18 protein-coding genes and 2 pseudogenes are annotated in these 24,365 nt (G+C 52.1%); 16 read left to right on the plus strand and 4 right to left on the minus strand.

Going from position 1 to position 24,365, the window contains the following annotated elements:
* Positions 1-163: 163 nt before the first annotated feature.
* The 11 genes and pseudogenes from mrcB to fhuB all read left to right on the plus strand — a co-directional run bounded on the left by mrcB (position 164) and on the right by fhuB (position 15,438).
* Positions 164-2,701: a bifunctional glycosyl transferase/transpeptidase gene (gene mrcB / locus E6P06_RS08180; protein WP_003018611.1), complete on the plus strand. Its 2,538-nt coding sequence runs from the start codon at positions 164-166 to the stop codon at positions 2,699-2,701.
* A 564-nt stretch (positions 2,702-3,265) separates the two neighbouring features.
* Positions 3,266-3,808 carry a fimbrial protein gene (locus E6P06_RS08190; RefSeq protein ID WP_003837506.1) on the plus strand — a complete coding sequence of 181 codons (543 nt, stop codon included), beginning with the start codon at positions 3,266-3,268 and terminating at the stop codon, positions 3,806-3,808.
* A 50-nt stretch (positions 3,809-3,858) separates the two neighbouring features.
* Positions 3,859-4,251, plus strand: a pseudogene (locus E6P06_RS08195) (molecular chaperone); the annotation flags it as partial.
* A gap of 67 nt (positions 4,252-4,318) precedes the next feature.
* The gene (locus E6P06_RS08200) at positions 4,319-5,299 is read left to right on the plus strand and encodes an IS5-like element ISKpn26 family transposase (RefSeq protein ID WP_000019445.1); all 981 of its coding nucleotides are present in this window, start codon (positions 4,319-4,321) and stop codon (positions 5,297-5,299) included.
* A 113-nt stretch (positions 5,300-5,412) separates the two neighbouring features.
* Positions 5,413-5,772 (plus strand): molecular chaperone, encoded by a 360-nt coding sequence (locus tag E6P06_RS08205; protein ID WP_246862894.1) that lies wholly within the window; start codon positions 5,413-5,415, stop codon positions 5,770-5,772.
* Positions 5,773-5,804: 32 nt separating this feature from the next.
* Positions 5,805-8,288, plus strand: a complete 2,484-nt coding sequence (locus E6P06_RS08210; RefSeq protein ID WP_139935109.1) for a fimbria/pilus outer membrane usher protein — start codon at positions 5,805-5,807, stop codon at positions 8,286-8,288.
* Between the two features lie 35 nt (positions 8,289-8,323).
* Complete coding sequence (locus tag E6P06_RS08215) at positions 8,324-9,325, plus strand: fimbrial protein (protein WP_233607115.1); 1,002 nt, start codon at positions 8,324-8,326, stop codon at positions 9,323-9,325.
* A 210-nt stretch (positions 9,326-9,535) separates the two neighbouring features.
* The gene (gene fhuA, locus E6P06_RS08220; protein ID WP_139935110.1) at positions 9,536-11,725 is read left to right on the plus strand and encodes a ferrichrome porin FhuA; all 2,190 of its coding nucleotides are present in this window, start codon (positions 9,536-9,538) and stop codon (positions 11,723-11,725) included.
* A 46-nt stretch (positions 11,726-11,771) separates the two neighbouring features.
* Positions 11,772-12,569 carry a Fe3+-hydroxamate ABC transporter ATP-binding protein FhuC gene (gene fhuC, locus E6P06_RS08225; protein ID WP_003845793.1) on the plus strand — a complete coding sequence of 266 codons (798 nt, stop codon included), beginning with the start codon at positions 11,772-11,774 and terminating at the stop codon, positions 12,567-12,569.
* Positions 12,569-13,459, plus strand: coding sequence for a Fe(3+)-hydroxamate ABC transporter substrate-binding protein FhuD (gene fhuD / locus E6P06_RS08230; RefSeq protein WP_003018590.1), 891 nt, complete (start codon positions 12,569-12,571; stop codon positions 13,457-13,459). Before fhuC ends, fhuD begins: the two co-directional genes overlap by 1 nt.
* Complete coding sequence (gene fhuB, locus E6P06_RS08235) at positions 13,456-15,438, plus strand: Fe(3+)-hydroxamate ABC transporter permease FhuB (protein ID WP_003018589.1); 1,983 nt, start codon at positions 13,456-13,458, stop codon at positions 15,436-15,438. Before fhuD ends, fhuB begins: the two co-directional genes overlap by 4 nt.
* Positions 15,439-15,552: 114 nt before the next feature.
* Here fhuB and hemL read toward each other — a convergent pair whose 3' ends face one another.
* On the minus strand, positions 15,553-16,833 hold the full coding sequence (gene hemL / locus E6P06_RS08240) for a glutamate-1-semialdehyde 2,1-aminomutase (RefSeq protein ID WP_003837523.1): 1,281 nt from the start codon (positions 16,831-16,833) through the stop codon (positions 15,553-15,555).
* A gap of 168 nt (positions 16,834-17,001) precedes the next feature.
* Between hemL and clcA the strand changes: the two genes are divergently transcribed.
* The 3 genes and pseudogenes from clcA (at position 17,002) to erpA (ending at position 18,849) form a co-directional block, all read left to right on the plus strand.
* Positions 17,002-18,423, plus strand: coding sequence for a H(+)/Cl(-) exchange transporter ClcA (clcA, locus tag E6P06_RS08245; RefSeq protein WP_096890439.1), 1,422 nt, complete (start codon positions 17,002-17,004; stop codon positions 18,421-18,423).
* Between the two features lie 23 nt (positions 18,424-18,446).
* Positions 18,447-18,512, plus strand: a pseudogene (yadW, locus tag E6P06_RS27740) (small protein YadW).
* Positions 18,505-18,849, plus strand: coding sequence for an iron-sulfur cluster insertion protein ErpA (gene erpA, locus E6P06_RS08250; RefSeq protein ID WP_003018581.1), 345 nt, complete (start codon positions 18,505-18,507; stop codon positions 18,847-18,849). The pseudogene yadW and the gene erpA overlap by 8 nt, the downstream one beginning before the upstream one ends.
* A 119-nt stretch (positions 18,850-18,968) precedes the next feature.
* Here the strand turns inward: erpA and E6P06_RS08255 are convergent, their stop codons facing one another.
* The 3 genes from E6P06_RS08255 to mtnN are packed head-to-tail and all read right to left on the minus strand — an operon-like array spanning position 18,969 to position 21,121.
* Positions 18,969-19,592 carry a TRIC cation channel family protein gene (locus tag E6P06_RS08255; RefSeq protein WP_003018578.1) on the minus strand — a complete coding sequence of 208 codons (624 nt, stop codon included), beginning with the start codon at positions 19,590-19,592 and terminating at the stop codon, positions 18,969-18,971.
* A gap of 37 nt (positions 19,593-19,629) precedes the next feature.
* A complete protein-coding gene (btuF, locus tag E6P06_RS08260; RefSeq protein WP_032948552.1) occupies positions 19,630-20,430 on the minus strand; it encodes a vitamin B12 ABC transporter substrate-binding protein BtuF in 801 nt (266 codons plus the stop codon).
* Positions 20,423-21,121, minus strand: a complete 699-nt coding sequence (mtnN, locus tag E6P06_RS08265; protein ID WP_003845802.1) for a 5'-methylthioadenosine/S-adenosylhomocysteine nucleosidase — start codon at positions 21,119-21,121, stop codon at positions 20,423-20,425. The genes btuF and mtnN overlap by 8 nt, the downstream gene beginning before the upstream one ends.
* An 83-nt stretch (positions 21,122-21,204) precedes the next feature.
* On the opposite strand from mtnN, the gene dgt reads away from it, so the two are divergent.
* Both dgt and degP read left to right on the plus strand, forming a co-directional pair.
* Positions 21,205-22,722: a dGTPase gene (gene dgt / locus E6P06_RS08270; RefSeq protein WP_003845805.1), complete on the plus strand. Its 1,518-nt coding sequence runs from the start codon at positions 21,205-21,207 to the stop codon at positions 22,720-22,722.
* Between the two features lie 129 nt (positions 22,723-22,851).
* The gene (gene degP / locus E6P06_RS08275) at positions 22,852-24,285 is read left to right on the plus strand and encodes a serine endoprotease DegP (protein WP_044714931.1); all 1,434 of its coding nucleotides are present in this window, start codon (positions 22,852-22,854) and stop codon (positions 24,283-24,285) included.
* Positions 24,286-24,365: the final 80 nt, after the last annotated feature.

The raw sequence follows: 24,365 nt of genomic DNA on the forward strand, positions 1-24,365 counted from the left end.
GCCTGATGGCGCTGCGCTTATCAGGGCGAACGTAGGCCGGATAAGGCGTTTTACGCCGCCATCCGGCATAAATATAGCTGAAAATTGAGAGATTTCTTCTTCTGTCGCAGGACGGAAGAACAGAGAATCGGGCCTTTGCGCCTGAATGTTGCGGAGAAAAAGCATGGCGGGGAATGACCGCGAGCCAATTGGACGTAAAGGGAAACCCTCACGTCCGGTGAAACAAAAGGTGAGCCGTCGTCAACTCAGAGATGAAGAGTATGACGACGATTATGATGATGATGACTATGAGGATGAAGAACCGATGCCGCGTAAGGGTAAAGGCAAAGGGCGTAAGCCTCGTGGTAAACGCGGCTGGTTCTGGCTGCTGGTAAAACTGTCGATTGTTTTTTTGGTGCTGATCGCCATTTACGGCGTCTATCTGGACCAAAAAATCCGTAGCCGTATCGACGGTAAAGTCTGGCAGCTTCCGGCGGCAGTATATGGCCGCATGGTTAACCTTGAGCCAGAAATGCCCATCGGCAAGAACGAGATGGTGAAGCTGCTGGAGGCCACGCAGTATCGTCAGGTCTCGAAGATGACGCGTCCGGGCGAATTCACCGTACAGGCGAAGAGCATTGAGATGATTCGTCGTCCGTTTGACTTCCCGGACAGTAAAGAAGGGCAGGTGCGCGCACGTCTGACCTTTGATGGCGATCATCTGGACACTATCGAGAATATGGATAACAACCGCCAGTTCGGTTTCTTCCGTCTCGATCCACGCCTGATTACCATGCTCTCTTCACCTAACGGCGAGCAGCGCCTGTTTGTCCCGCGCAGTGGATTCCCGGATCTGCTGGTAGATACGCTGCTGGCAACCGAAGACCGTCACTTCTATGAGCATGATGGCGTCAGCCTCTACTCGATTGGTCGTGCGGTGCTGGCCAACCTGACGGCCGGTCGCACGGTGCAGGGGGCGAGTACGCTGACTCAGCAACTGGTGAAGAACCTGTTCCTGTCCAGCGAACGTTCTTACTGGCGTAAGGCCAACGAAGCCTACATGGCGCTGCTGATGGATGCGCGTTACAGCAAAGATCGCATTCTTGAGCTGTACATGAACGAAGTCTATCTCGGTCAAAGCGGCGATAATGAAATTCGCGGCTTCCCGCTGGCAAGCCTCTATTATTTCGGTCGTCCGGTGGAAGAACTGAGTCTCGACCAGCAGGCGTTGCTGGTGGGGATGGTTAAAGGGGCGTCAATCTATAACCCATGGCGTAACCCGAAGCTGGCGCTGGAGCGTCGTAACCTCGTGCTGCGTTTGCTGCAACAGCAGCAGATCATCGATCAGGATCTGTATGACATGCTGAGCGCGCGTCCTTTAGGCGTACAGCCGCGTGGTGGAGTGATCTCGCCACAGCCTGCCTTTATGCAGATGGTGCGTCAGGAGCTACAGGCGAAACTCGGCGATAAAGTTAAAGATCTCTCCGGCGTGAAAATTTTCACCACCTTTGATTCCGTGGCGCAGGACGCTGCGGAAAAAGCGGCGGTGGAAGGCATTCCGGTGCTGAAGAAACAGCGTAAGCTGAGCGATCTGGAAACCGCGATTGTGGTGGTTGACCGATTCAGTGGCGAAGTTCGCGCCATGGTTGGCGGGGCAGAGCCGCAGTTCGCGGGCTATAACCGTGCGATGCAGGCGCGTCGTTCGATTGGTTCTCTGGCGAAGCCGGCGACCTATCTGACTGCGCTCAGCCAGCCGAAGCTTTACCGCCTGAATACCTGGATTGCTGATGCGCCGATTGCGCTGCGCCAGCCGAACGGCCAGGTGTGGTCACCGCAGAACGATGACCGTCGCTATAGCGAAAGCGGAAGAGTGATGCTGGTGGATGCGTTAACCCGCTCCATGAACGTACCGACGGTAAATCTGGGGATGGCGCTGGGCTTGCCTGCGGTAACCGATACCTGGTTGAAACTGGGCGCGCCGAAAGATCAGCTTAACCCGGTTCCGGCCATGCTGCTGGGGGCGTTGAACCTGACGCCAATCGAAGTAGCACAGGCGTTCCAGACTATCGCCAGCGGCGGGAACCGTGCGCCGTTGTCGGCGCTGCGTTCGGTGATTGCCGAAGATGGTACCGTGCTGTACCAGAGCTTCCCGCAGGCTGAGCGTGCCGTTCCGGCGCAGGCGGCGTATATGACGCTGTGGACCATGCAGCAGGTGGTTCAGCGTGGTACGGGTCGTCAGCTTGGCGCGAAATATCCTGGCTTGCATCTGGCAGGGAAAACCGGGACCACCAACAACAACGTGGATACCTGGTTTGCCGGGATCGACGGCAGCCAGGTGACCATCACCTGGGTGGGCCGCGATAACAACCAGCCAACCAAGCTGTACGGTGCCAGCGGCGCGATGTCGATTTATCAGCGTTATCTGGCTAACCAGACGCCAACACCGCTGGTGCTGACGCCACCGGAGGATGTGGTGGATATGGGCGTAGACTACGACGGTAACTTCGTTTGTAGTGGCGGGATGCGCACGCTTCCGGTATGGACCACCGATCCTGATTCGCTGTGTCAGCAGGGTGAAATGCTGCAGCAGTCGGGGAATCCGTTCGATCAATCTTCTCAACAGCCGCAGCAGCAGCCTCAACAGCAGCAACCGCCGCAGCAAGAGAAGAAAGACAGCGATGGCGTGGCTGGTTGGATAAAAGATATGTTTGGCGGTAACTGATTTTTTAGCTGTCCTCCCCCGCATCGGTGCCTGCTGATGTGGGGGAATTCTCCCTCTTGTGGTATTCGCATTGCGGTCTGTATTGTAAGCTCAGGATAGGGTGAACAGTGATGGTGTTTCCTGCCTATATTTTCCGTTTAATCATAAATTCAATATATTATTTTTGTGTATATATCATCGGTTGGTTGATTTTATTCTATTTTTTCTGCATTTTTTTATTGTCTGCCCGTATTCATATGTGAGTAATATTGTTTTTATGAATATGTTCATGCTGGCTTAAATCACCATTAAGAAAATATTGTTTTCATAAATTGTTCTGCTAAAACAAGATGTTGTGTGTTGTTTCTTTAATTTTGGTGAATGCGTTGATTAGCTTTTATTCATTATGGTACGTAGAATAGATGACACAAGGGAATGTTTAAAACTGAATGAGTTGATAAAGATATATTATATCTATGATGTTGTTGGATTTATATTCCAGCACTTCTCCAGCCATTGTCTATTTCCCCTCTGTGTTAACTTTTCTCTTCATTGATTTTTGTGAACATATGTAAGGAATACGTTATGTGCAAAAAAATTATCATCTCGTTGCTTGTCAGTAGTGCAATGGCAACTGTAGCAACATCTGCTTTTGCCGTTGATACCGGGACGGTAACGTTTAATGGGAAAATTCTTCCCGATAGTTGCGTGGTTGATGTAAATGGTACAGCGACAAACGGTACTGTGACGTTTAACAACCTTTCTCAAACTGCGTTTGGCGAAGATAAAAAAGTCGGCGACACGCAATCTTTTGCGATTACGCTGACAGAATGTGATGCTGCGGTTGCCAACCTCAATATCAAATTTGATGGGACGCGTATTGCCGGATACGACGATGAAGTCTTGCAGGCGACAGGGACTGCGCAGAACCTCGGGGTACGTATGCTTCCTGAAGGGAGCAGCAACTACGTGAAATTTGATGGCTCAGATCCTGAAGCGGCACTGAATAAGACTAACGGCGAGAGCGTGGTTTTTAATTATAAAGCTGAGGTTATCCAGGTTGGTAGCACTTTACCAACTACCGGTGATTATACCGCACAAGCGACCTATACTCTGCTTTATCGTTAATCATCATAAACCTGGCCCAGGCAGGGCCAGTATTTCAATGGAATGGAAAGATGAAACGACTTATCACAGCATTAATACTTATATTAACCTCGGGATTAAATTCGGTTCAAGCTGGCGTAGTAGTGGGTGGCACACGAACTATATATCCGGCTAACCAATCTGAAGTACAGATTGCTTTAAAAAATAAAGATAATGATAAACGTTATCTGGTGCAGAGCTGGGTCAGTAATATTGATGACAGCAAAGCGCCATTTATTATGACACCGCCAATTTACAAATTGGACGAAAACCGCCAGACGCTGCTACACGTGGTTTATACCGGAAATAAATCGGCGCTGCCTCAGGATCGTGAGTCATTATTTATGGCGAACATCAAATCTGTTGCAGCGATCCCAGAAGAATTGCATGACAAGAACACGTTACAATTTGCCATTAAAACTAAGGAAGGTGCGAACAAGTTCCTGATATGAGATCATCATATTCATCCGGAGCGCATCCCAGAGGGACATCATGAGCCATCAACTCACCTTCGCCGATAGTGAATTCAGCACTAAGCGCCGTCAGACCCGAAAAGAGATTTTCCTCTCCCGCATGGAGCAGATTCTGCCATGGCAGAATATGACCGCTGTCATCGAGCCGTTTTATCCCAAGGCGGGCAATGGCCGACGGCCCTATCCGCTGGAGACCATGCTGCGTATTCACTGCATGCAGCATTGGTACAACCTGAGCGACGGTGCCATGGAAGATGCCCTGTACGAAATCGCCTCCATGCGCCTGTTTGCCCGATTATCCCTGGATAGCGCCCTGCCGGATCGCACCACCATCATGAATTTCCGCCACCTGCTCGAGCAGCATCAACTGGCCCGTCAATTGTTCAAGACCATCAATCGCTGGCTGGCCGAAGCAGGCGTCATGATGACCCAAGGCACTTTGGTGGATGCCACCATCATTGAGGCACCCAGCTCTACCAAGAACAAAGAGCAGCAACGCGATCCGGAGATGCATCAGACCAAGAAAGGCAATCAGTGGCACTTTGGCATGAAGGCCCACATTGGTGTCGATGCCAAGAGTGGCCTGACCCACAGCCTGGTCACCACCGCGGCCAACGAGCATGACCTCAATCAGCTGGGTAATCTGCTTCATGGAGAGGAGCAATTTGTCTCAGCCGATGCCGGCTACCAAGGAGCGCCACAGCGCGAGGAGCTGGCCGAGGTGGATGTGGACTGGCTGATCGCCGAGCGTCCCGGCAAGGTAAAAACCTTGAAGCAGCATCCGCGCAAGAACAAAACGGCCATCAACATCGAATACATGAAAGCCAGCATCCGTGCCAGGGTGGAGCACCCGTTTCGCATCATCAAGCGGCAGTTCGGCTTCGTGAAAGCCAGATACAAGGGGCTGCTGAAAAACGATAACCAACTGGCGATGTTATTCACCCTGGCCAACCTGTTTCGGGTGGACCAAATGATACGTCAGTGGGAGAGATCTCAGTAAAAACCGGAAATAACGCCAGAAATGGTGGAAAAAATAGCCTAAATAGGCTGATTCGATGTGTTTGCGGGAAAAAAATCGGCCCAGATCCGCGAAATTTTAATCAGCGAGTCAGCTTGGGAAGAAATGACCTGCTTATTCGCACCTTCCCTAAATTAAAACTGTTTTATCGACCGGCCTCATTGACAGAAGACGAGGCAAAAATGGCCTGGCAATCGTTGCAATTTAGCCGCCATCAAAATCAACTGGTGGTGAAAAACCCCACACCCTTCTATGTCACCTTCGGACAGATCTCTGTGGCGGGAAAAGCGATTAAACCGGCTACAAACCAGTCCTCTCCGACGGCATTAACGATGATGGTCGCTCCATTTGGTGAGCAGCGTTTTCCGCTGCCATCGGCAGTAAAAGGCAACGTTGTCTGGACCGCAATTAATGATTTTGGCTCAGAAACCGAACAGCGTAAACAGTCGCTGTAAATCAGCTATCGATGAGTTATGGGGTGACATTTATGCCTTCACATCGTACTGCCCGGCTTTTTGCTCTCAATACGCTGACATTCGCTATATTGACTGCGAGTGGTTCCGTTTGTGCTGATGATTATTTCAATCTCAGTGTACTTGAAACGGGAACCCCACTTGAGAATACCGGGGCGCTTGAAGCTTTTTTACAGCATAATGGTTTATCCCCCGGGCGTTATTTAACGTCGATTGTTTGGGATCAGGATCGCATTGATAAACGAAATTTAAATTACCTCCTTTCAAAAGATAACAGCAAACTGATTCCGCAATTTACCAAAGCGGAGCTGCGCGAACTGGGCGTTAAAGTTGATACGGTTCCGGCATTAAATAATGTTAACGAAGATACGTGGCTGGGTGATATTAGCGAATATATCGCGGATGGACGCTATGACTTCAATCCGGAAACACAGGTGCTGCAATTACGTATTCCGCAGATCTACCGCGACCGCAAAATTTCGGGCGAAAGCAATCCCACTTTCTGGGATGACGGCATTCCGGCTCTATGGACCAGTTACTATATTTCGGGATCGCACCAACAATCCAGAGGTCAAAATAATGCTTCGAACTGGGCAAGTTTGAATTCAGGGATGAATATCGGCCCCTGGCGTTTGCGTAACACCAGCAATTGGGGGAGTGATAATGGTTGGCAATCTATTAATACGACGCTTGGACGCGATGTCAAAGCATTGCGTAGCCAGCTTCAGATAGGGCAAACCTACACTAACGGCGAACTGTTCGATAGCGTGCAGATGACGGGCGTTAAGCTGGAGACCGATACCAGTATGCAGCCCAGTGGATTACAGGGCTTTGCCCCGGTCGTTCGTGGGATTGCTAATAGCGATGCCAAAGTCACCATTAAGCAAAACGGTTACACCATCTACCAGACCAACGTCTCGCCTGGCCCGTTTGAAATTCGTGATTTAACGCAGGTGACGGCAGGAGCGGATCTGGAAGTCACCGTGACGGAGGCCGACGGTACAGAGCGCAGCTTTATTCAGGCCAGCTCCTCGGTGCCGATTATGCAACGTGAAGGCGCGCTGAAGTACAGCCTGGCAGCCGGGAAATATCGCGATGTTGATAACGGTGAGGAGCCGGAATTCAGCCAGGCTACGGCAATTTATGGCTTACCTTTCGGAATTACCGCTTACGGCGGTCTGCAGGGCGCGTCGATGTATCGCGCCGGACTGGTCGGCATCGGAGCTGATTTACGCGATTTTGGTTCGCTGTCGATGGATCTGACGGCGGCGAGAACCGCGTTTGACGACGAACGCGCGGATGCGAATGGCCAGTCGTGGCGCGCGCAGTACGCAAAAGATTTTCCGTTAACCAATACCACGGTCACGCTGGCCAGCTATCGTTATTCCACCTCCGGGTTTTATACCTTTCAGGAGGCTCTCGATCAGCGTAATAACAGCTACGACGATGACAGCATCTATAGCTATCGCGATAGCTATAACCGTCGCAGCCGCCTGCAACTTAATCTTTCTCAGTCGTTACAGAGCTGGGGATCTGTATACGCCAACGCTTATCAGCAAGATTACTGGGGAATGGAAGGCCATGAACGAAGCGTGAGTCTCGGTTACAGCAGCAGTTGGCAGGGCGTTAACTGGTCGCTGAATTACAGCATGACAAAAACGCCATCAACCACTAACGATCAGCAGTTTTCTATCTCAATGAATGTCCCTCTTTCGCGTTGGCTGGCGAATGCCTGGGGAACATATACTCTGACAAGTTCAAAAAATGGTAATAGTGCACATCAGGTTGGCGTCAGTGGAACGCTACTGGAAGATAACAATTTAAATTATAACCTTCAGCAAACCTACACCGATAACGATGTCGGTTATGGTGCCTATCTCTCTTCCCGGTATCGGACATCGGTTGGCGAGTTCAGCGCCAATTACAGTTATCAAAAAGACAGTAAACAGTGGGGCTATGGCGCCCAGGGTTCCGTTGTTGCGCATTCGCAGGGAATAACGTTTGTACAATCCATTCAGGATGCTTTTGCCATTGTGCACATTACCGATGGCGATAATGTAAAAATACAAAATTCCCGGGGGGTTTACACCGATTATTGGGGCAATGCCATTGTGCCAACTTTAACCAATTATCGCCGTAATACTATTACTGTGAATACTCAGGGACGTGATGATATTGATATTCAGGATGCTTCTCTGGATGTGGTTCCGACAAAAGGGGCCGTCCTGAAGGCTGACTTCACGGCGCGTTCAGGTAAGCGTGCATTACTTACCTTAAAACATGGTCAGAGCGTGGTTCCTTTTGGTGCTCTGTTAAGTATGGACGGTACGACATCGATCGTGGGTGACGACGGTGAAGTGTATGTCACTGGGCTAAAAGGAACACAGCGCATTGAGGTGCAATGGGGAAATACCGCACAGACGAAATGTACGGGCAGCGTTAGCGTACCTGAGAACATGGGTACGGGAATTCTCTCAGCTACGGTTAATTGCCAATAATGGAAGATGGCTTATGAATACGGAAATTGTCAGATATGAGTAAAAGGAACAAAAACATTTTCAGGGCTATGTTGATCATATTGATTTTAGCTGGAGCGGCGGCACCTGTTTATGCCGCCACATGCACCGGAAATCACCCGGAAAATGGCGCAATGACCTTTCAGCTACCGGCAAGCATCACTGTGGAGCCTGACGTATCAGTTGGTACGATTATTTATGAGGGAAGCATTGAGAGCGGCCAAATCGATATGGATTGCCAGAATACTGGCAACAAATACAAAGGTTACGCGGTGTTAACGGATGCCGATGCCCGCAATGGAGTGCTGGAAGGCGTTTACCAGACTAGCGTTCCAGGTATAGGTATCCGCATGGCTGAAGCGGAAGAACGAACGCCTACCTTTACCTCTGAGGATATCGTCACACCCATGCATTTTTATAGCTATGGAGCAAGCGGATGGAACAGTATTCATACAAAGTACCATGCGTCAATGCAGTTGGTTGTGACGGGCGACGTCGAGGATGGTTATCTTGATACCTCCCGGCTGACAGCGCAAGAGAAGTGGGGTAATGATGTGATAGCTCAGATATTGGTATCTCCCACCAGCATTCATATCCAGACTAATACCTGTAACCTGGAGGATAAAAATATCTACGTGCCGCTGAAGACGATTAATGTCGATAACTTTGACAGTCAATTTTCAGAAGTACTCACCGATAACAGTTTCAAAATCGAGATTTCTGATTGTCGGGCAGGTACCCAAATCGATTATAAGTTCAACAGTGCTGGTTCGACAGGTGTTACGGATGGCAATATTTTGGCTATCGCCAGTGGAGACAGCTCTGCCAGCGGTGTCGGTATCCAGATTCTGGACACGAACAATAATGTGCTGAGTTTTGATCAAACCTATACCGCTGTGAGCAGCACCAGCGCTAACGAAGTGGCAGAAATTCCGCTGAAGGCACGCTATGCCAAAACCGGCAATGTCAAAGCCGGGAAAGTGGACGCCGTCGCGACTTTTGAGGTCTTTTACCGCTAACGCCTTGCGACCCGCTGCGGCGGGTTGTCAGCGCTCTAACATTCCAGCCTAATTTATTAACCCTTTCTTTTCATCTGGTTATTTCTTAACCCCTCAGTTTTAGTAGGGGCGCGTATTGCTTGCTATCTCGCCAGAGTTTCGAATATTATGCTGCCGTTATAATAATAATTCTCGTTTACGTTATCATTCACTTTCATCAGAGAAATACCAATGGCGCGTCTTAAAACTGCTCAGCCAAGTTCATCACTGCGTAAAATCGCAGTAGTGGTAGCCACAGCGGTTAGCGGCATGTCTGTCTATGCACAGGCGGCGGTTGACCCGAAAGAAGAAACCATCACCGTAACTGCAGCACCTGCCACACAAGAAAGCGCATGGGGGCCAGCTCCGACTATTGCTGCTAAGCGTTCCGCCACTGCGACCAAGACTGATACGCCTATAGAAAAGACACCACAGTCTGTTTCGGTAGTGACCAACGAAGAGATGCAAATGCATCAATTCCAGTCGGTGAAAGAGGCTCTGGGATATACGCCTGGTGTGACTGTTAACAGTCGTGGCGCATCTAACACCTATGATTTTGTGATTATCCGTGGTTTCTCTTCCGTCGGCCTGAGCCAGAATAACTATCTGGATGGACTGAAATTGCAGGGTAACTTCTATAACGATGCGGTTATTGATCCCTACATGCTTGAACGTGTTGAGTTGATGCGTGGCCCAACGTCTGTACTCTATGGTAAGAGCAATCCTGGCGGCATCATCTCTATGGTCAGCAAGCGCCCGACCACAGAGCCGTTAAAAGAAATTCAGTTCAAAATGGGGTCGGACAATTTGTTCCAGACCGGTTTTGATTTTAGTGATGCGCTGGATGACAACGGGGAATTTTCCTACCGTTTAACCGGGCTGGCGCGCTCAACAAATGAGCAGCAGCAGGGTTCTGAATCACAGCGTTATACGATCGCGCCTTCCTTCTCATGGCGTCCTGATGACAAAACCAACTTTACGTTCCTGTCCTATTTCCAGAACGAACCGGAAACAGGTTACTACGGTTGGTTACCAAAAGAAGGCACCGTTGAACCGCTGCCAAACGGCAAGCGTTTGCCGACTGATTTCAATGAAGGTGCCTCAAACAATACTTATTCCCGCAATCAGAAAATGGTGGGATACAGCTTTGAGCATGGCTTTAACGATACATTTACCGTTCGCCAGAACCTGCGCTTTACTGAAATGAAGACGTCGCAGCAGAGTGTATACGGCACCGGGATCGCTTCCGATGGCCATACATTGAACCGTGGAACGGTCGTGGATGATGAGCGCCTGCAAAACTTTAGCGTCGATACGCAACTGGAAAGCAAATTTGCTACCGGTGCTGTGGAACATACTTTGTTAACTGGTGTTGATTTCATGCGCATGCGTAATGATATCAATGCTGCGTTTGGTAGTGCGCCACCCATTGATCTTAACGGCAACTATGACCCTGAGTATTTTGCATTTGGTGATACCGAACCGTATCAGATGAATGAAACCAAACAGACTGGTATCTACGTTCAGGATCAGGCTGAGTGGAATAAGTGGGTGTTTACCGTCGGCGGTCGCTACGACTGGTCTCAGCAAGCTACAACAATACGCCAGAACTCTTATACGCCAACGGAAGGATATATTGAGCGTAATGATCACCAGTTCACCTGGCGTGGTGGTGTAAACTACCTGTTTGATAATGGGATTACGCCCTATATCAGCTACAGTCAGTCGTTTGAACCGAGTTCATTTGACTTGTGGAGCGTGCCACGCGTTTCCTATGAGCCGTCCAAAGGCGAGCAGTATGAAGCCGGGATTAAGTATGTACCGAAAGATCTGCCGATTGTCGTCACCGGTGCGGTTTATCAGTTGACGAAAACCAATAATCTGACTGCTGATCCAACGAATCCACTGGCTCAGGTTCCTGCCGGTGAAATCCGTGCTCGTGGTGTTGAACTGGAAGCTAAAGCGGCGCTTACCGCGAATATCAACATGACTGCGTCTTATACCTATACCGATGCGGAATACACGAAAGACACCAATCTTAAGGGAAATACACCTGAGCAGGTGCCAGAACAAATGGCTTCTCTGTGGGGTGATTACACCTTCTATGAAGGTCCGTTATCTGGCCTGACGCTGGGTACCGGTGGGCGCTTTATTGGTTCAAGCTATGGCGATCCAGCAAATACCTTTAAGGTGGGTAGCGCAGCAGTCATGGATGCTGTTGTAAAATACGATTTAGCGCGTTTCGGTATGGCTGGCTCCAGTATTGCGGTTAACGTTAATAACTTGCTTGATCGTGAATACGTCGCCAGCTGCTTCCAGACCTATGGCTGCTTCTGGGGCGCAGAACGTCAGGTCGTTGCAACCGCAACCTTCCGTTTCTAATTTCTATTGGGCACGCTTTGCGTGCCCGTTTTACAAGTTGGCTGCTATGCAGGAAAACAGATCCCATCCCGACACTACTTTTGCGTTGCGTAATGTCTCCTTTCGTGTGCCTGGCCGCACGCTTTTGCATCCTCTCTCATTAACTTTTCCTGTGGGTAAAGTGACCGGCCTTATCGGCCACAACGGTTCCGGAAAATCGACGTTATTGAAAATGCTGGGACGTCATCAGCCGCCGTCAGAAGGTGAAATCCTGCTCGACGAACAGCCGCTGGAGAACTGGAGCAGTAAAGCGTTTGCCCGCAAGGTCGCCTATCTGCCGCAGCAGTTGCCGCAGGCCGAAGGGATGACGGTGCGCGAACTGGTGGCGATTGGCCGCTATCCGTGGCACGGGGCGCTGGGACGTTTTGGCGTTGCCGACAGAGAGAAAGTAGAAGAGGCGATTTCGCTGGTTGGCTTAAAACCGCTGGCGCACCGTTTGGTTGATAGTCTGTCCGGCGGAGAACGCCAGCGCGCGTGGATTGCCATGCTGGTAGCGCAGGACAGCCGCTGTCTGCTGCTTGATGAACCGACTTCCGCGCTGGATATCGCTCATCAGGTTGACGTACTGGCGCTGGTGCATCGCTTAAGTCAGCAGCGCGGGCTGACGGTGATTGCGGTGCTGCATGATATCAACATGGCGGCCCGCTACTGTGATTACTTAGTTGCGCTGCGCGGTGGTGAAATGATTGCACAAGGGACGCCTGCTGAACTGATGCGCAGTGAAACTCTGGAACAGATTTACGGTATCCCGATGGGCATTTTGCCGCATCCGGCCGGTGCCGCACCCGTGAGTTTTGTCTATTAATGATTGAATTACATCATATTACCCGTCGGCGGCTGCTTGCGGCGATGGCGCTGTCGCCGCTGCTGTGGCGGATGAATACGGCGCACGCTGCGGCGGTTGATACGCAGCGCATTGTGGCGCTGGAATGGCTACCGGTAGAGCTATTGCTGGCGCTGGGTATTACGCCGTATGGCATTGCCGATATCCCTAACTACAAGCTGTGGGTCAGTGAGCCCCCGTTGCCGGATTCTGTGATTGATGTCGGGCTACGTACGGAGCCCAATCTCGAACTGTTGACCGAAATGAAACCCTCGTTTTTGCTGTGGTCGGCAGGCTATGGTCCTTCCCCTGAAAAGCTGGCGCGGATTGCGCCTGGCCGGGGATTTAACTTCAGTGACGGTAAAAAGCCGCTGGCCGTTGCGCGACAATCGCTGCAGGAAATGGCGCAATTGTTCAATCTGCAAGCCTCTGCTGAACGCCATCTGACCGAGTACGATCGTTTTATCGCCAGCCTGAAACCGCGCTTCATTCAACGCGGCGCACGCCCTGTACTTCTCACTTCCCTGCTTGATTCACGACATATGCTGGTGTTTGGCCCAAACAGCCTGTTTCAGGACGTGCTGGATGATTATGGGATCCCCAACGCCTGGCAGGGCGAGACAAACTTTTGGGGCAGCACTGCCGTGAGTATTGACCGTCTGGCTGCTTATAAGGATGTCGATGTGCTGTGTTTTGACCACGGCAACGATAAAGAGATGACTGCACTGATGTCTACGCCATTATGGCAGGCGATGCCGTTTGTCCGCAGCGGACGTTTTCAGCGTGTGCCTGCCGTCTGGTTCTATGGTGCCACGCTCTCGGCGATGCATTTTGCCCGCATTCTGGATAATGCGCTGGGAGGCAAAGCGTGAGTAAACGAATTGCGCTGTTCCCAACGCTTCTTCTGGCGGTTCTGTTTGTCGCTGCCTGTTGGCTGACCTGGGTTAACTTCTCTGTTGCGCTACCGCGCAGTCAGTGGCAACAGGCTATCTGGTCACCGGATATCAATGCTATTGAGCAGATGGTTTTCCACTACAGTCTGCTGCCGAGGCTGGCGATTTCGCTGTTGGTCGGTGCCGGGCTGGGGCTGGTCGGTGTCTTGTTTCAGCAGGTGCTGCGTAACCCACTGGCAGAACCCACTACGTTAGGTGTTGCAACCGGGGCGCAGTTGGGCATTACGGTTACCACGCTGTGGGCTATTCCCGGTGCGCTGACCACGCAATTTGCGGCGCTGGCGGGAGCATGTGTTGTTGGGGCTCTGGTGTTTGGCGTTGCCTGGGGCAAACGTCTTTCTCCGGTGACGTTAATCCTTGCCGGGCTGGTGGTCAGCCTGTACTGCGGGGCAATTAACCAGTTGATGGTTATCTTCCATCACGATCAACTGCAAAGCATGTTTTTATGGAGCAGCGGTACGCTAACGCAGACCGACTGGAGCGGCGTACAGCGTCTGTGGCCGCAACTGCTGGGCGGTGTGATGCTGACGCTGTTGTTATTACGCCCAATGACGCTGATGGGACTGGATGACGGTGTGGCGCGTAACCTCGGTCTGGCGCTGTCGCTGGCACGTCTGGCGGCGTTATCGCTGGCCATTGTTATCAGCGCCTTACTGGTTAACGCGGTTGGGATTATCGGCTTTATTGGCCTGTTTGCACCGCTGCTGGCGAAAATGCTCGGCGCGCGTCGTCTGCTGGCGCGTCTGATGTTGGCCCCGCTGATTGGTGCGTTGATCCTCTGGCTCTCCGACCAAATCATTCTGTGGCTGACCCGCGTATGGATGGAAGTTTCCACTGGTTCGGTGACGGCGCTGATTGGCGCGCCATTGCTGCTGTGGCTGTTGCCGCGCCTTAGAAGTATGAGCGCGCCGGATATGAATGCCAGTAACCGCATCGCTGCTGAGCGGCAGAATGTACTGATGTTTGCCCTGGCGGGCGGGGCGATATTGCTGCTTACCGTTATTGTGGCGCTCGCGTTTGGCCGCGATGCGCACGGCTGGACATGGGCCAGCGGCGCGATGCTGGATGAGCTCATGCCCTGGCGCTGGCCGCGTGTTCTGGCAGCGCTGATTGCCGGGGTAATGTTAGCGGTAGCTGGCTGTATTATTCAGCGTCTGACCGGAAATCCAATGGCCAGTCCGGAAGTATTAGGAATTAGCTCCGGGGCGGCATTTGGCGTGGTGCTAATGTTATTTCTGGTCCCCGGCAATGCCTTTGGCTGGCTGCTGCCGGCCGGGAGCCTCGGTGCGGCAGCCACCTTGCTTATCATTATGATTGCCGCCGGGCGCGGGGGCTTTTCACCGCACCGCATGTTGCTGGCAGGGATGGCGCTCAGCACGGCGTTTACAATGCTGCTGATGATGCTGCAGGCCAGCGGCGATCCGCGTATGGCGGGGGTGCTAACCTGGATCTCCGGCTCAACTTATAACGCGAGTGGCGAACAGGTCCTGCGCACCGGGATTGTAATGGTCATCCTGCTGGCGATGACGCCGCTGTGCCGCCGTTGGCTGACAATTTTACCGCTTGGCGGCGATACGGCGCGGGCTGTCGGTATGGCTATTACGCCATCACGCGTGGGGTTACTGCTGCTGGCGGCAGGGCTGACGGCGACAGCCACCATGACCATTGGACCGTTGAGCTTTGTCGGGCTGATGGCGCCGCATATTGCCCGGATGATGGGTTTTCGTCGGGCGATGCCGCATATGCTGATTTCGGCGCTGGCGGGTGGCGTGTTGCTGGTTTTTGCTGACTGGTGCGGCAGGATGGTGTTGTTTCCGTATCAGATCCCGGCGGGATTACTGTCGACGTTTATTGGCGCGCCGTACTTTATCTATTTGTTGAGAAAGCAGAGCCGCTGAGGCTGATTCTTTTCATGTAGGCCGGATAAGACGCTTTGCGTCGCCATCCGGCAATAAAAAAGCCGGGTGGCGGCTTCGCCTTACCCGGCCTACGTTGCTTCTGGACGTTCTCCTTTACAGTTTCGCAAACACCCGGCGCGCGGCGTCGATGGTGTTATTGATATCTTCTTCACTGTGCGCCACGGACATAAAGCCTGCTTCGAACGCGGACGGCGCCAGATAAATTCCTTCATCCAGCATCATGTGGAAGAAACGCTTGAAGCGTTCAACGTCGCATGCCATCACATCCTGATAGCAGGTTACGGTTTCTGCATCGGTGAAGAAAATCCCGAACATCCCGCCTACATGATTAACTACCAGCGGAATATTCGCTTCTTCAGCAGCTTCCAGCAGACCTTCCGCCAGACGCGTCGTCAGTTCGTTCAGCGTTTCATGAATACCCGGCTGGGCGACTTCGGTCAGACAGGCATAACCTGCCGCCATCGCGATTGGGTTACCGGAAAGCGTCCCCGCCTGGTAAACCGGTCCAGTCGGCGCCAGTGCGTCCATCACATCGCGACGTCCACCGAATGCGCCAACGGGCATTCCGCCACCGATGATTTTGCCAAGACAAGTCAGATCCGGCACGACGCCGTAATAATCCTGTGCACCGGCCAGCGCCACGCGGAAGCCGGTCATCACTTCATCGATGATCAACAGCGCGCCAAACTCATCGCATAGCGCACGCAGGCCCGGCAGGAATTCCGGCAGCGGTGGGATGCAGTTCATGTTGCCTGCGACCGGCTCAACAATGATGCAGGCGATCTCCTGCGGATATTGTTCAAATGCCGCACGTACTGAAGCGAGATCGTTATAGGTGCAGGTTAGGGTGTGTTTCGCGAAATCAGCCGGAACGCCCGGGGAGTTCGGCTGACCCAGCGTTAACGCGCCGGAACCCGCTTTGACCAGCAGACAGTCAGCATGACCGTGGTAGCAGCCTTCAAATTTGATGATCTTATCGCGACCGGTGAAACCGCGCGCCAGACGGATTGCGCTCATAGTCGCTTCCGTGCCAGAGTTCACCATGCGCACCATGTCCATGGTCGGCACGAGTTCAGTGACCAGCTCCGCCATTTTCACTTCCATTTCGGTCGGTGCGCCAAAGCTTAAACCGCGCTCCGCAGCTTCAATCACCGCATTACGGATTGCCGGGTGATTATGGCCCAGCACCATCGGTCCCCAGGAACCGACGTAGTCAACATAGGCTTTACCATCGACATCGTACAGATACGCGCCGTCGGCTTTTTCGATAAACAGCGGAGTACCACCCACGCCAGTAAAGGCGCGAACGGGGGAGTTAACGCCGCCAGGGATAAGTTCGCGTGCTGCGCTGTAGAGATTTTCAGACTTACTCATGGATGGGGTCCTGGTTCGTAGAAAAAGTAAATGCCCGCTATTCTAGTTATTCAGAGAAGGTTATGAAAGTTTTACGCATTTGAAACAATACGATTTGCAGGGGATTTTCGTGAAATGTGCGAGTAGAATGCCGATTCCGTATTTGTATTACCAATTAATGATCATCTGATGAAGACAGACACTCCCTCTTTTGAAGCACAACAAATTGTGCGTTTACGCCGCAGGGATCAAATCCGTCGACTCCTGGAACGAGACAAAACGCCGTTGGCGATCCTGTTGATGGCTGCCGTAGTGGGTACAGTGACAGGGTTTGTTGGCGTGGCATTTGAGAAAGCGGTGACCTGGGTGCAGAATCAGCGCATTGGCGCGCTGGCTCAGGTTGCGGACCATGCCATTCTGCTGTGGCCGCTGGCATTTATTCTCTCTGCGTTGCTGGCGATGGTCGGCTATTTCCTGGTGCGTAAGTTTGCGCCGGAAGCCGGTGGTTCGGGGATCCCAGAGATTGAAGGCGCGCTGGAAGAGCTGCGGCCTGTGCGCTGGTGGCGCGTACTGCCGGTGAAATTTTTCGGCGGTATGGGCACGCTGGGTGCCGGTATGGTGCTCGGGCGAGAAGGACCGACCGTGCAGATCGGTGGTAACCTCGGGCGCATGGTGCTGGATATTTTCCGCATGCGTAGCGCAGAAGCGCGACATACCTTATTGGCGACCGGTGCGGCAGCGGGCCTTTCGGCGGCGTTTAACGCTCCGCTGGCGGGGATCCTGTTCATTATTGAAGAGATGCGCCCGCAGTTTCGCTATAACCTTGTCTCGATCAAAGCCGTGTTTACCGGCGTCATCATGTCGAGCATTGTGTTTCGTGTTTTCAACGGCGAGGCACCGCTTATTGAAGTTGGGAAGCTCTCCAATGCGCCGGTGAACACGCTGTGGTTGTATATGGTCCTGGGGATTATTTTTGGCTGTGTCGGGCCATTTTTCAACACTATGGTGTTGCGGACTCAGGATATGTTCCAGCGTTTCCATGGCGGCGATCTCAAAAAATGGGTGCTGATGGGCGGTGCGATCGGCGGTCTGTGCGGGATTCTTGGCTTAATTACACCTGAAGCGGCTGGAGGCGGGTTTAACCTGATACCTATCGCTGCGGCAGGGAATTTCAGCGTTGGTTTACTGCTGTTTATCTTTATTGCCCGCGTCATTACCACGCTGCTGTGCTTCTCGTCCGGCGCGCCCGGCGGGATATTTGCCCCGATGCTGGCATTAGGCACGTTGCTTGGCACCGCGTTCGGTATGGCGGCAGCGGCCTCTTTTCCGCATTATCATCTGGAGGCCGGGACCTTCGCCATCGCCGGAATGGGAGCATTGTTGGCGGCGTCGGTAAGGGCGCCGCTCACCGGTATTGTGCTGGTGCTGGAGATGACCGATAACTATCAGCTCATTTTGCCAATGATTATTACCTGTCTTGGCGCAACACTATTAGCCCAATTTATGGGCGGAAAGCCGCTATACTCGACTATCCTTGCCCGTACGCTGGCAAAACAGGAAGCGGAGCAGGCGGCTAAAAGCCAGGGTACAGCCGCTGGCGAGAATACTTGAACGAAATACCAGGGTATTAGATAATGGCCTTAACCATTGGGTTATAATTTGCCCAATTGCCAATGTCGTTTGGAGCAAAATATGAGTGATGACGTAGCGCTGCCACTGCAATTTACTGAAGCAGCAGCCAATAAAGTAAAAAGCCTGATCGCTGACGAAGATAACCCGAATCTGAAATTACGTGTGTATATCACCGGCGGTGGTTGCAGCGGTTTCCAGTACGGTTTCACCTTTGACGATCAGGTGAACGATGGTGATATGACCATTGAGAAACAAGGTGTTGGTCTGGTGGTTGACCCGATGAGCCTGCAATATCTAGTGGGTGGCGCGGTTGACTATACCGAAGGTCTGGAAGGTTCCCGCTTCGTTGTGACTAACCCGAATGCGAAAAGCACCTGCGGGTGTGGTTCTTCTTTCAGCATCTGATTGCTGTCTGTAATACCAGTGGTCTGATGGTGTAGGCCCGGTAAGCGTAGCACCACCGGGCAATGTGCCGGATGGCGGCGTAAACGCCTTATCCGGCCTACATATTCTGCATCATCATGTCAACGTCCGTTATCATCCAGCGCAAACGTCGGTAATTTCAAATGCCAGCGAATGGCGGCAAGCCGAATCAGCAGGGTGACAATCATCCCCATCATACTGGCGTTTTCCAGTGAAACATCAAAGGTATAAAACGCCGTCGCATGCACGATCCCGCCGATAATACAGGCTGTGGCGTAGATCTCGGTACGCAAAATCATCGGGACTTCACGTGCTAATACATCGCGAATGATCCCACCGCCGACGCCGGTAATCACCCCCATACAAATCGCCACCAAGGGGCCTGTTCCTGCGAGAAAGGCCTTGTTGACGCCAATACCCACGAACACCGCCAGGCCAACGGCATCGAGTACCGGAAGGATCCATTTCGGCAGGCGTCTTGGCTGCCGTACCAACAGGATCGTCAGCATGCTGGTGATCATCGCCACGACCAGATCGGTTGGATCTTTAACCCAAAAAACCGGTCCATTATCCAGCGCCATATCGCGGATCGTGCCACCTCCGACGGCGGTAACCACGCCGAGGACCAGGACGCCAAACGGATCCATACGTAATTTTCCGGCCAGTAATACGCCAGAGATTGCAAATACCGCGGTGCCGACAATATCAAGCCAATAGACGAGCATTTTTAAATCCTCACAACAGACCTGGTGGGGGCAGGCGCTAATTTATCTGTGAAAGCGCATTACAGAGTTGTTTTGCGGCGAGGATAATACGCGGGCTCGCGCGTTCGAACCAGTCACTATTAAGTGTAATAACGGGTATTTTTAGCTGGTTTCCCCAGTATTGCTCAATTTTCAGAGTTTCGCCCGGACCGCCGGTTGCAACAATAGCCTGGGGGGCTCGTGCCAGGACCTGCTCACGGCTAACCTGCGGCCAGGGAACCCGACTACCGGCAAAGATGTTTTCTCCGCCGCATACCTCAAGAACTTCGTGCTGAATAGAACCTTTTCCACTGGTAAACAGAGGATTGGCACCAAACTGGAGAAACACGCGTTTTTTCGGTTTGTTGGCATACTGAGATTTAAGTAAAGCATAGTCATCAAGCATGGTTTGCGCCGCCTGTTTAGCTTGTTCAGGCTTGGGGCTCCACGCAGCCAACTGGCGTAGCGCATCGGCAACCTGCTCAATGGTAACGGCGTCCACCCAGATGACCTTAATTCCCAGGGAGGTCAGTTGATTCACCTGCCGCTCAGCATTTCCCCCGCGCCAGGCGACGACCAAATCAGGTTTCAGCGCCACAATACGCTCAAGATTCATACCTTGCCATGTTGAGACCTCTTCAATATTTTTGGCTTCTGGCGGGTAGTTTGAGTAGCTGCTGACGCCAACGGGGGTAATGCCTGCGGCAAAAGCGAGTTCGGTATTGGCAGGAGAAAGCGTTACAACACGCGGTGCGGCGTAAAGGAACGCCGGGAGAGTGAAAAGCAGGGCGACCAGCGCCCTGGAGAATAATTTAGCCATGCGCCAGTTTCTGCACCAGCGTTTCAACCATCAGGCTTGACTGCTTCGCGGCAACCACCAGGAATTCGTCAAAGCTGAGATGGGACTGCTGATCGGCAACGTCAGAGATAGCGCGAACCACGACAAATGGCACCTTAAAGTTGTGGCAAACGTGCGCAATTGCGGTCGCTTCCATCTCAACGGCAATCGCCTGCGGGAAGTTATGCTTAATTTTAGCCAGCCCCACGGAACCATTAATGAATGCATCGCCGCTGACGATAAGTCCGCGAACAGCGTTCAGATTGAGTTTGGCGATGCAAGATTCTGCGGCTGCAATCAACGCAGGATCGGCTTTAAAACCAGCCGGGCAACCCGGTAGCTGACCAAATTCATAACCAAAGGCAGTGACGTCGGCGTCGTGATAGCGCGCTTCATCAGAAACTACGATATCGCCGACTTTCAGCGTAGAGGCCAGGCCGCCCGCGGAACCGGTATTAATGATGGCGTCCGGCTTGCAGCGTTCAAGCAGCAGCGTAGCGCCGAGCGCCGCAGCTACTTTACCGATACCTGATTTCAGAAGCGCAACCTCAGTACCGTTCAGTTGGCCGGTGTAAATTTCACAACCGCCGAGCGTGATGGTCTGACGGTTTTCGATTTTGTCACGCAGCAGCGTAACTTCTTCTTCCATTGCACCAATGATGCCGATTTTCATAGATTTACTCGCGATAAGCCAGATTTGAGGGCATAGTCTATCATGCGCTTAAGGGGTAGCGCATTTCTCAGGCGGGAGAGGATATGGTACAGATCGATTTCCGAAAAAAAATAAACTGGCATCGCCGTTACCGTTCGCCGCAGGGCGTGAAGACGGAGCATGAGATCCTGCGAATTTTTGAAAGCGATCGTGGACGTATTATCAATTCTCCGGCTATTCGCCGGCTGCAACAAAAAACCCAGGTCTTTCCGCTGGAGCGTAATGCAGCGGTGCGTACGCGTCTGACGCACTCGATGGAAGTGCAGCAGGTTGGGCGCTATATCGCGAAAGAGATCCTCAGCCGACTGAAAGAGCTAAAGCTGCTGGAGCAGTATGGTCTGGATGAACTGACGGGACCGTTTGAGAGTATTGTCGAAATGTCGTGCCTGATGCATGACATTGGTAATCCTCCGTTTGGCCATTTTGGGGAAGCGGCGATTAATGACTGGTTTCGCCAGCGGTTGTATCCCGCCGACGCGGAGAGTCAGCCCCTGAGTGATGACCGCTGCCAGGTGACGGCATTACGTTTGCGTGAAGGTGAAGAGTCGCTGAATGATATTCGCCGCAAGGTGCGCCAGGACTTGTGTCATTTTGAAGGCAATGCGCAGGGTATTCGTCTGGTACATACTTTGATGCGTATGAACCTTACCTGGGCGCAGGTTGGCGGTATTTTAAAATATACCCGTCCGGCATGGTGGCGCGGCAGTGCACCCGAGACGCACAACTATTTAATGAAGAAGCCTGGTTATTACCTTTCCGAGGAACCGTATATTGAGCGGTTACGTAAAGAATTATCATTAGCACCTTACAGTCGTTTTCCATTAACCTGGATTATGGAAGCTGCCGATGATATCTCATATTGCGTGGCCGACCTGGAAGATGCCGTTGAGAAAAGAATCTTTAGCGTCGAGCAACTTTACCATCATCTGCATGAAGCGTGGGGGCATCACGAAAAAGGCTCTCTGTTTAGTCAGGTTGTTGAAAACGCCTGGGAAAAATCACGTTCAAATACATTAAGCCGCAGCACCGAAGATCAGTTCTTTATGTATTTACGCGTCAATACGCTGAATAAACTGGTTCCGTATGCGGCCCAGCGATTTATTGATAATTTGCCGCAGATTTATGAAGGCAGCTTTAATCATGCGCTGTTAGAAGATGCCAGTAGCTTCAGCCAGTTACTGGGCGTTTATAAGAATGTGGCGGTAAAACATGTGTTTAGCCATCCGGATGTTGAGCAACTGGAATTACAGGGCTATCGGGTGATCAGCGGGTTGCTGGAGATCTATCAACCGTTATTGAAAATGTCTCAGTCAGATTTTACTGAACTGGTCGACAATGAAAGAGTAAAACGTTTTCCTATCGAGTCCCGTTTATTTCAGAAGTTGTCTACCCGCCATCGTCTTGCGTATGTTGAGGCGGTTAGTAAAATATCGACGGAGTGCGCTGAGTATTCGGTTCTGGAATATTATTATCGCTGCCGGTTGATCCAGGATTATATCAGCGGGATGACAGATTTGTATGCCTGGGATGAATATCGTCGCTTGATGGCCGTAGAACAATAAATACTCATTTGTAAAGACGGCCAATAAAATTTTACTTTTTCCTTAAACTCAATTCTGGAACTTAGCGTTATAAAACGACTCTGACGTATACAGCAATTTTGCGTTACCTGTTAATCGAGAACGAAACACATGAAAAAAACCACATTAGCAATGAGTGCACTGGCTCTGAGTTTAGGTTTGGCGTTGTCCCCCCTGTCTGCAACTGCGGCTGAGACGTCGTCTTCAGCAATGACCGCCCAACAGATGCCAAGCCTGGCCCCGATGCTCGAAAAAGTGATGCCATCGGTGGTAAGTATTAACGTCGAGGGGAGCACGACGGTGAATACGCCGCGTATGCCGCGTAATTTCCAGCAGTTCTTTGGTGATAATTCACCGTTCTGCCAGGACGGATCTCCGTTCCAGAGTTCACCGTTCTGCCAGGGCGGCGCACCGGGCTCTGGTAATGGCGGCGGCCAGCAGCAGAAATTTATGGCGCTGGGTTCCGGCGTAATTATTGATGCTGCGAAAGGGTATGTCGTGACCAACAACCACGTGGTGGATAACGCTACGGTAATTAAGGTTCAGTTGAGCGATGGTCGCAAATTTGACGCGAAGATCGTGGGCAAAGATCCACGCTCCGATATCGCGCTGATCCAAATTCAGGATCCGAAAAACCTGACGGCGATTAAGCTGGCAGACTCCGACGCGCTGCGCGTGGGGGATTACACCGTAGCAATCGGTAACCCGTTTGGCCTCGGTGAGACCGTGACCTCCGGCATCGTTTCTGCTCTGGGCCGTAGCGGCCTGAATGCGGAGAACTATGAAAACTTTATTCAGACGGATGCTGCGATCAACCGGGGTAACTCCGGTGGCGCGCTGGTCAATCTGAACGGTGAGCTGATCGGCATTAACACCGCGATCCTCGCGCCGGACGGCGGTAACATCGGTATCGGTTTTGCAATCCCAAGCAACATGGTGAAAAACCTGACTTCGCAGATGGTTGAGTTTGGTCAGGTTAAACGTGGTGAGCTGGGTATTATGGGGACCGAACTGAGCTCCGAGCTGGCGAAAGCGATGAAAGTTGACGCTCAGCGTGGCGCATTCGTCAGCCAGGTAATGCCGAACTCTTCCGCAGCGAAAGCCGGTATTAAAGCCGGGGATGTGATTACCTCCCTGAACGGCAAACCTATCAGCAGCTTCGCCGCCCTGCGTGCGCAGGTGGGTACGATGCCGGTCGGCAGCAAAATCACCCTGGGTCTGCTGCGTGACGGTAAGCCGGTCACCGTGAACCTGGAATTGCAGCAGAGCAGCCAGACTCAGGTTGATTCCAGCTCTATCTTCAAAGGCATTGAAGGTGCCGATATGAGCAACAAAGGCCAGGATAAAGGTGTCGTGGTAAGCGACGTGAAACCGAATTCTCCGGCTGCACAGATCGGCCTGAAGAAAGGGGATGTGATTATCGGTGCGAATCAGCAGCCGGTGAAAAACATCGCCGAATTGCGCAAAATCCTCGACAGCAAACCCGCTGTGCTGGCGCTGAACATTCAGCGTGGCGACAGCTCCATCTATCTGTTGATGCAGTAATCTCCCTCAACCCCTTCCTGTACAGGAAGGGGTTCTTTTTGTGATACCTCCCACAACTCCATATTTCTCCCTTCCGCTTT

The organism is Citrobacter sp. CF971 (assembly GCF_006385635.1).
GTDB classification, from domain to species: Bacteria; Pseudomonadota; Gammaproteobacteria; order Enterobacterales; family Enterobacteriaceae; genus Citrobacter; species Citrobacter freundii.

Coding starts and splice junctions, on each gene's coding strand:
- E6P06_RS08190 (WP_003837506.1), top strand. CDS start 3,266: ATGTGCAAAAAAATTATCATCTCGTTGCTTGTCAGTAGTGCAATGGCA.
- clcA (WP_096890439.1), top strand. CDS start 17,002: ATGAAGACAGACACTCCCTCTTTTGAAGCACAACAAATTGTGCGTTTA.
- E6P06_RS08255 (WP_003018578.1), bottom strand. CDS start 19,592: ATGCTCGTCTATTGGCTTGATATTGTCGGCACCGCGGTATTTGCAATC.
- btuF (WP_032948552.1), bottom strand. CDS start 20,430: ATGGCTAAATTATTCTCCAGGGCGCTGGTCGCCCTGCTTTTCACTCTC.
- hemL (WP_003837523.1), bottom strand. CDS start 16,833: ATGAGTAAGTCTGAAAATCTCTACAGCGCAGCACGCGAACTTATCCCT.
- erpA (WP_003018581.1), top strand. CDS start 18,505: ATGAGTGATGACGTAGCGCTGCCACTGCAATTTACTGAAGCAGCAGCC.
- degP (WP_044714931.1), top strand. CDS start 22,852: ATGAAAAAAACCACATTAGCAATGAGTGCACTGGCTCTGAGTTTAGGT.
- E6P06_RS08210 (WP_139935109.1), top strand. CDS start 5,805: ATGCCTTCACATCGTACTGCCCGGCTTTTTGCTCTCAATACGCTGACA.
- mrcB (WP_003018611.1), top strand. CDS start 164: ATGGCGGGGAATGACCGCGAGCCAATTGGACGTAAAGGGAAACCCTCA.
- fhuD (WP_003018590.1), top strand. CDS start 12,569: ATGATTGAATTACATCATATTACCCGTCGGCGGCTGCTTGCGGCGATG.
- E6P06_RS08200 (WP_000019445.1), top strand. CDS start 4,319: ATGAGCCATCAACTCACCTTCGCCGATAGTGAATTCAGCACTAAGCGC.
- E6P06_RS08215 (WP_233607115.1), top strand. CDS start 8,324: ATGAGTAAAAGGAACAAAAACATTTTCAGGGCTATGTTGATCATATTG.
- dgt (WP_003845805.1), top strand. CDS start 21,205: ATGGTACAGATCGATTTCCGAAAAAAAATAAACTGGCATCGCCGTTAC.
- mtnN (WP_003845802.1), bottom strand. CDS start 21,121: ATGAAAATCGGCATCATTGGTGCAATGGAAGAAGAAGTTACGCTGCTG.
- fhuA (WP_139935110.1), top strand. CDS start 9,536: ATGGCGCGTCTTAAAACTGCTCAGCCAAGTTCATCACTGCGTAAAATC.
- fhuC (WP_003845793.1), top strand. CDS start 11,772: ATGCAGGAAAACAGATCCCATCCCGACACTACTTTTGCGTTGCGTAAT.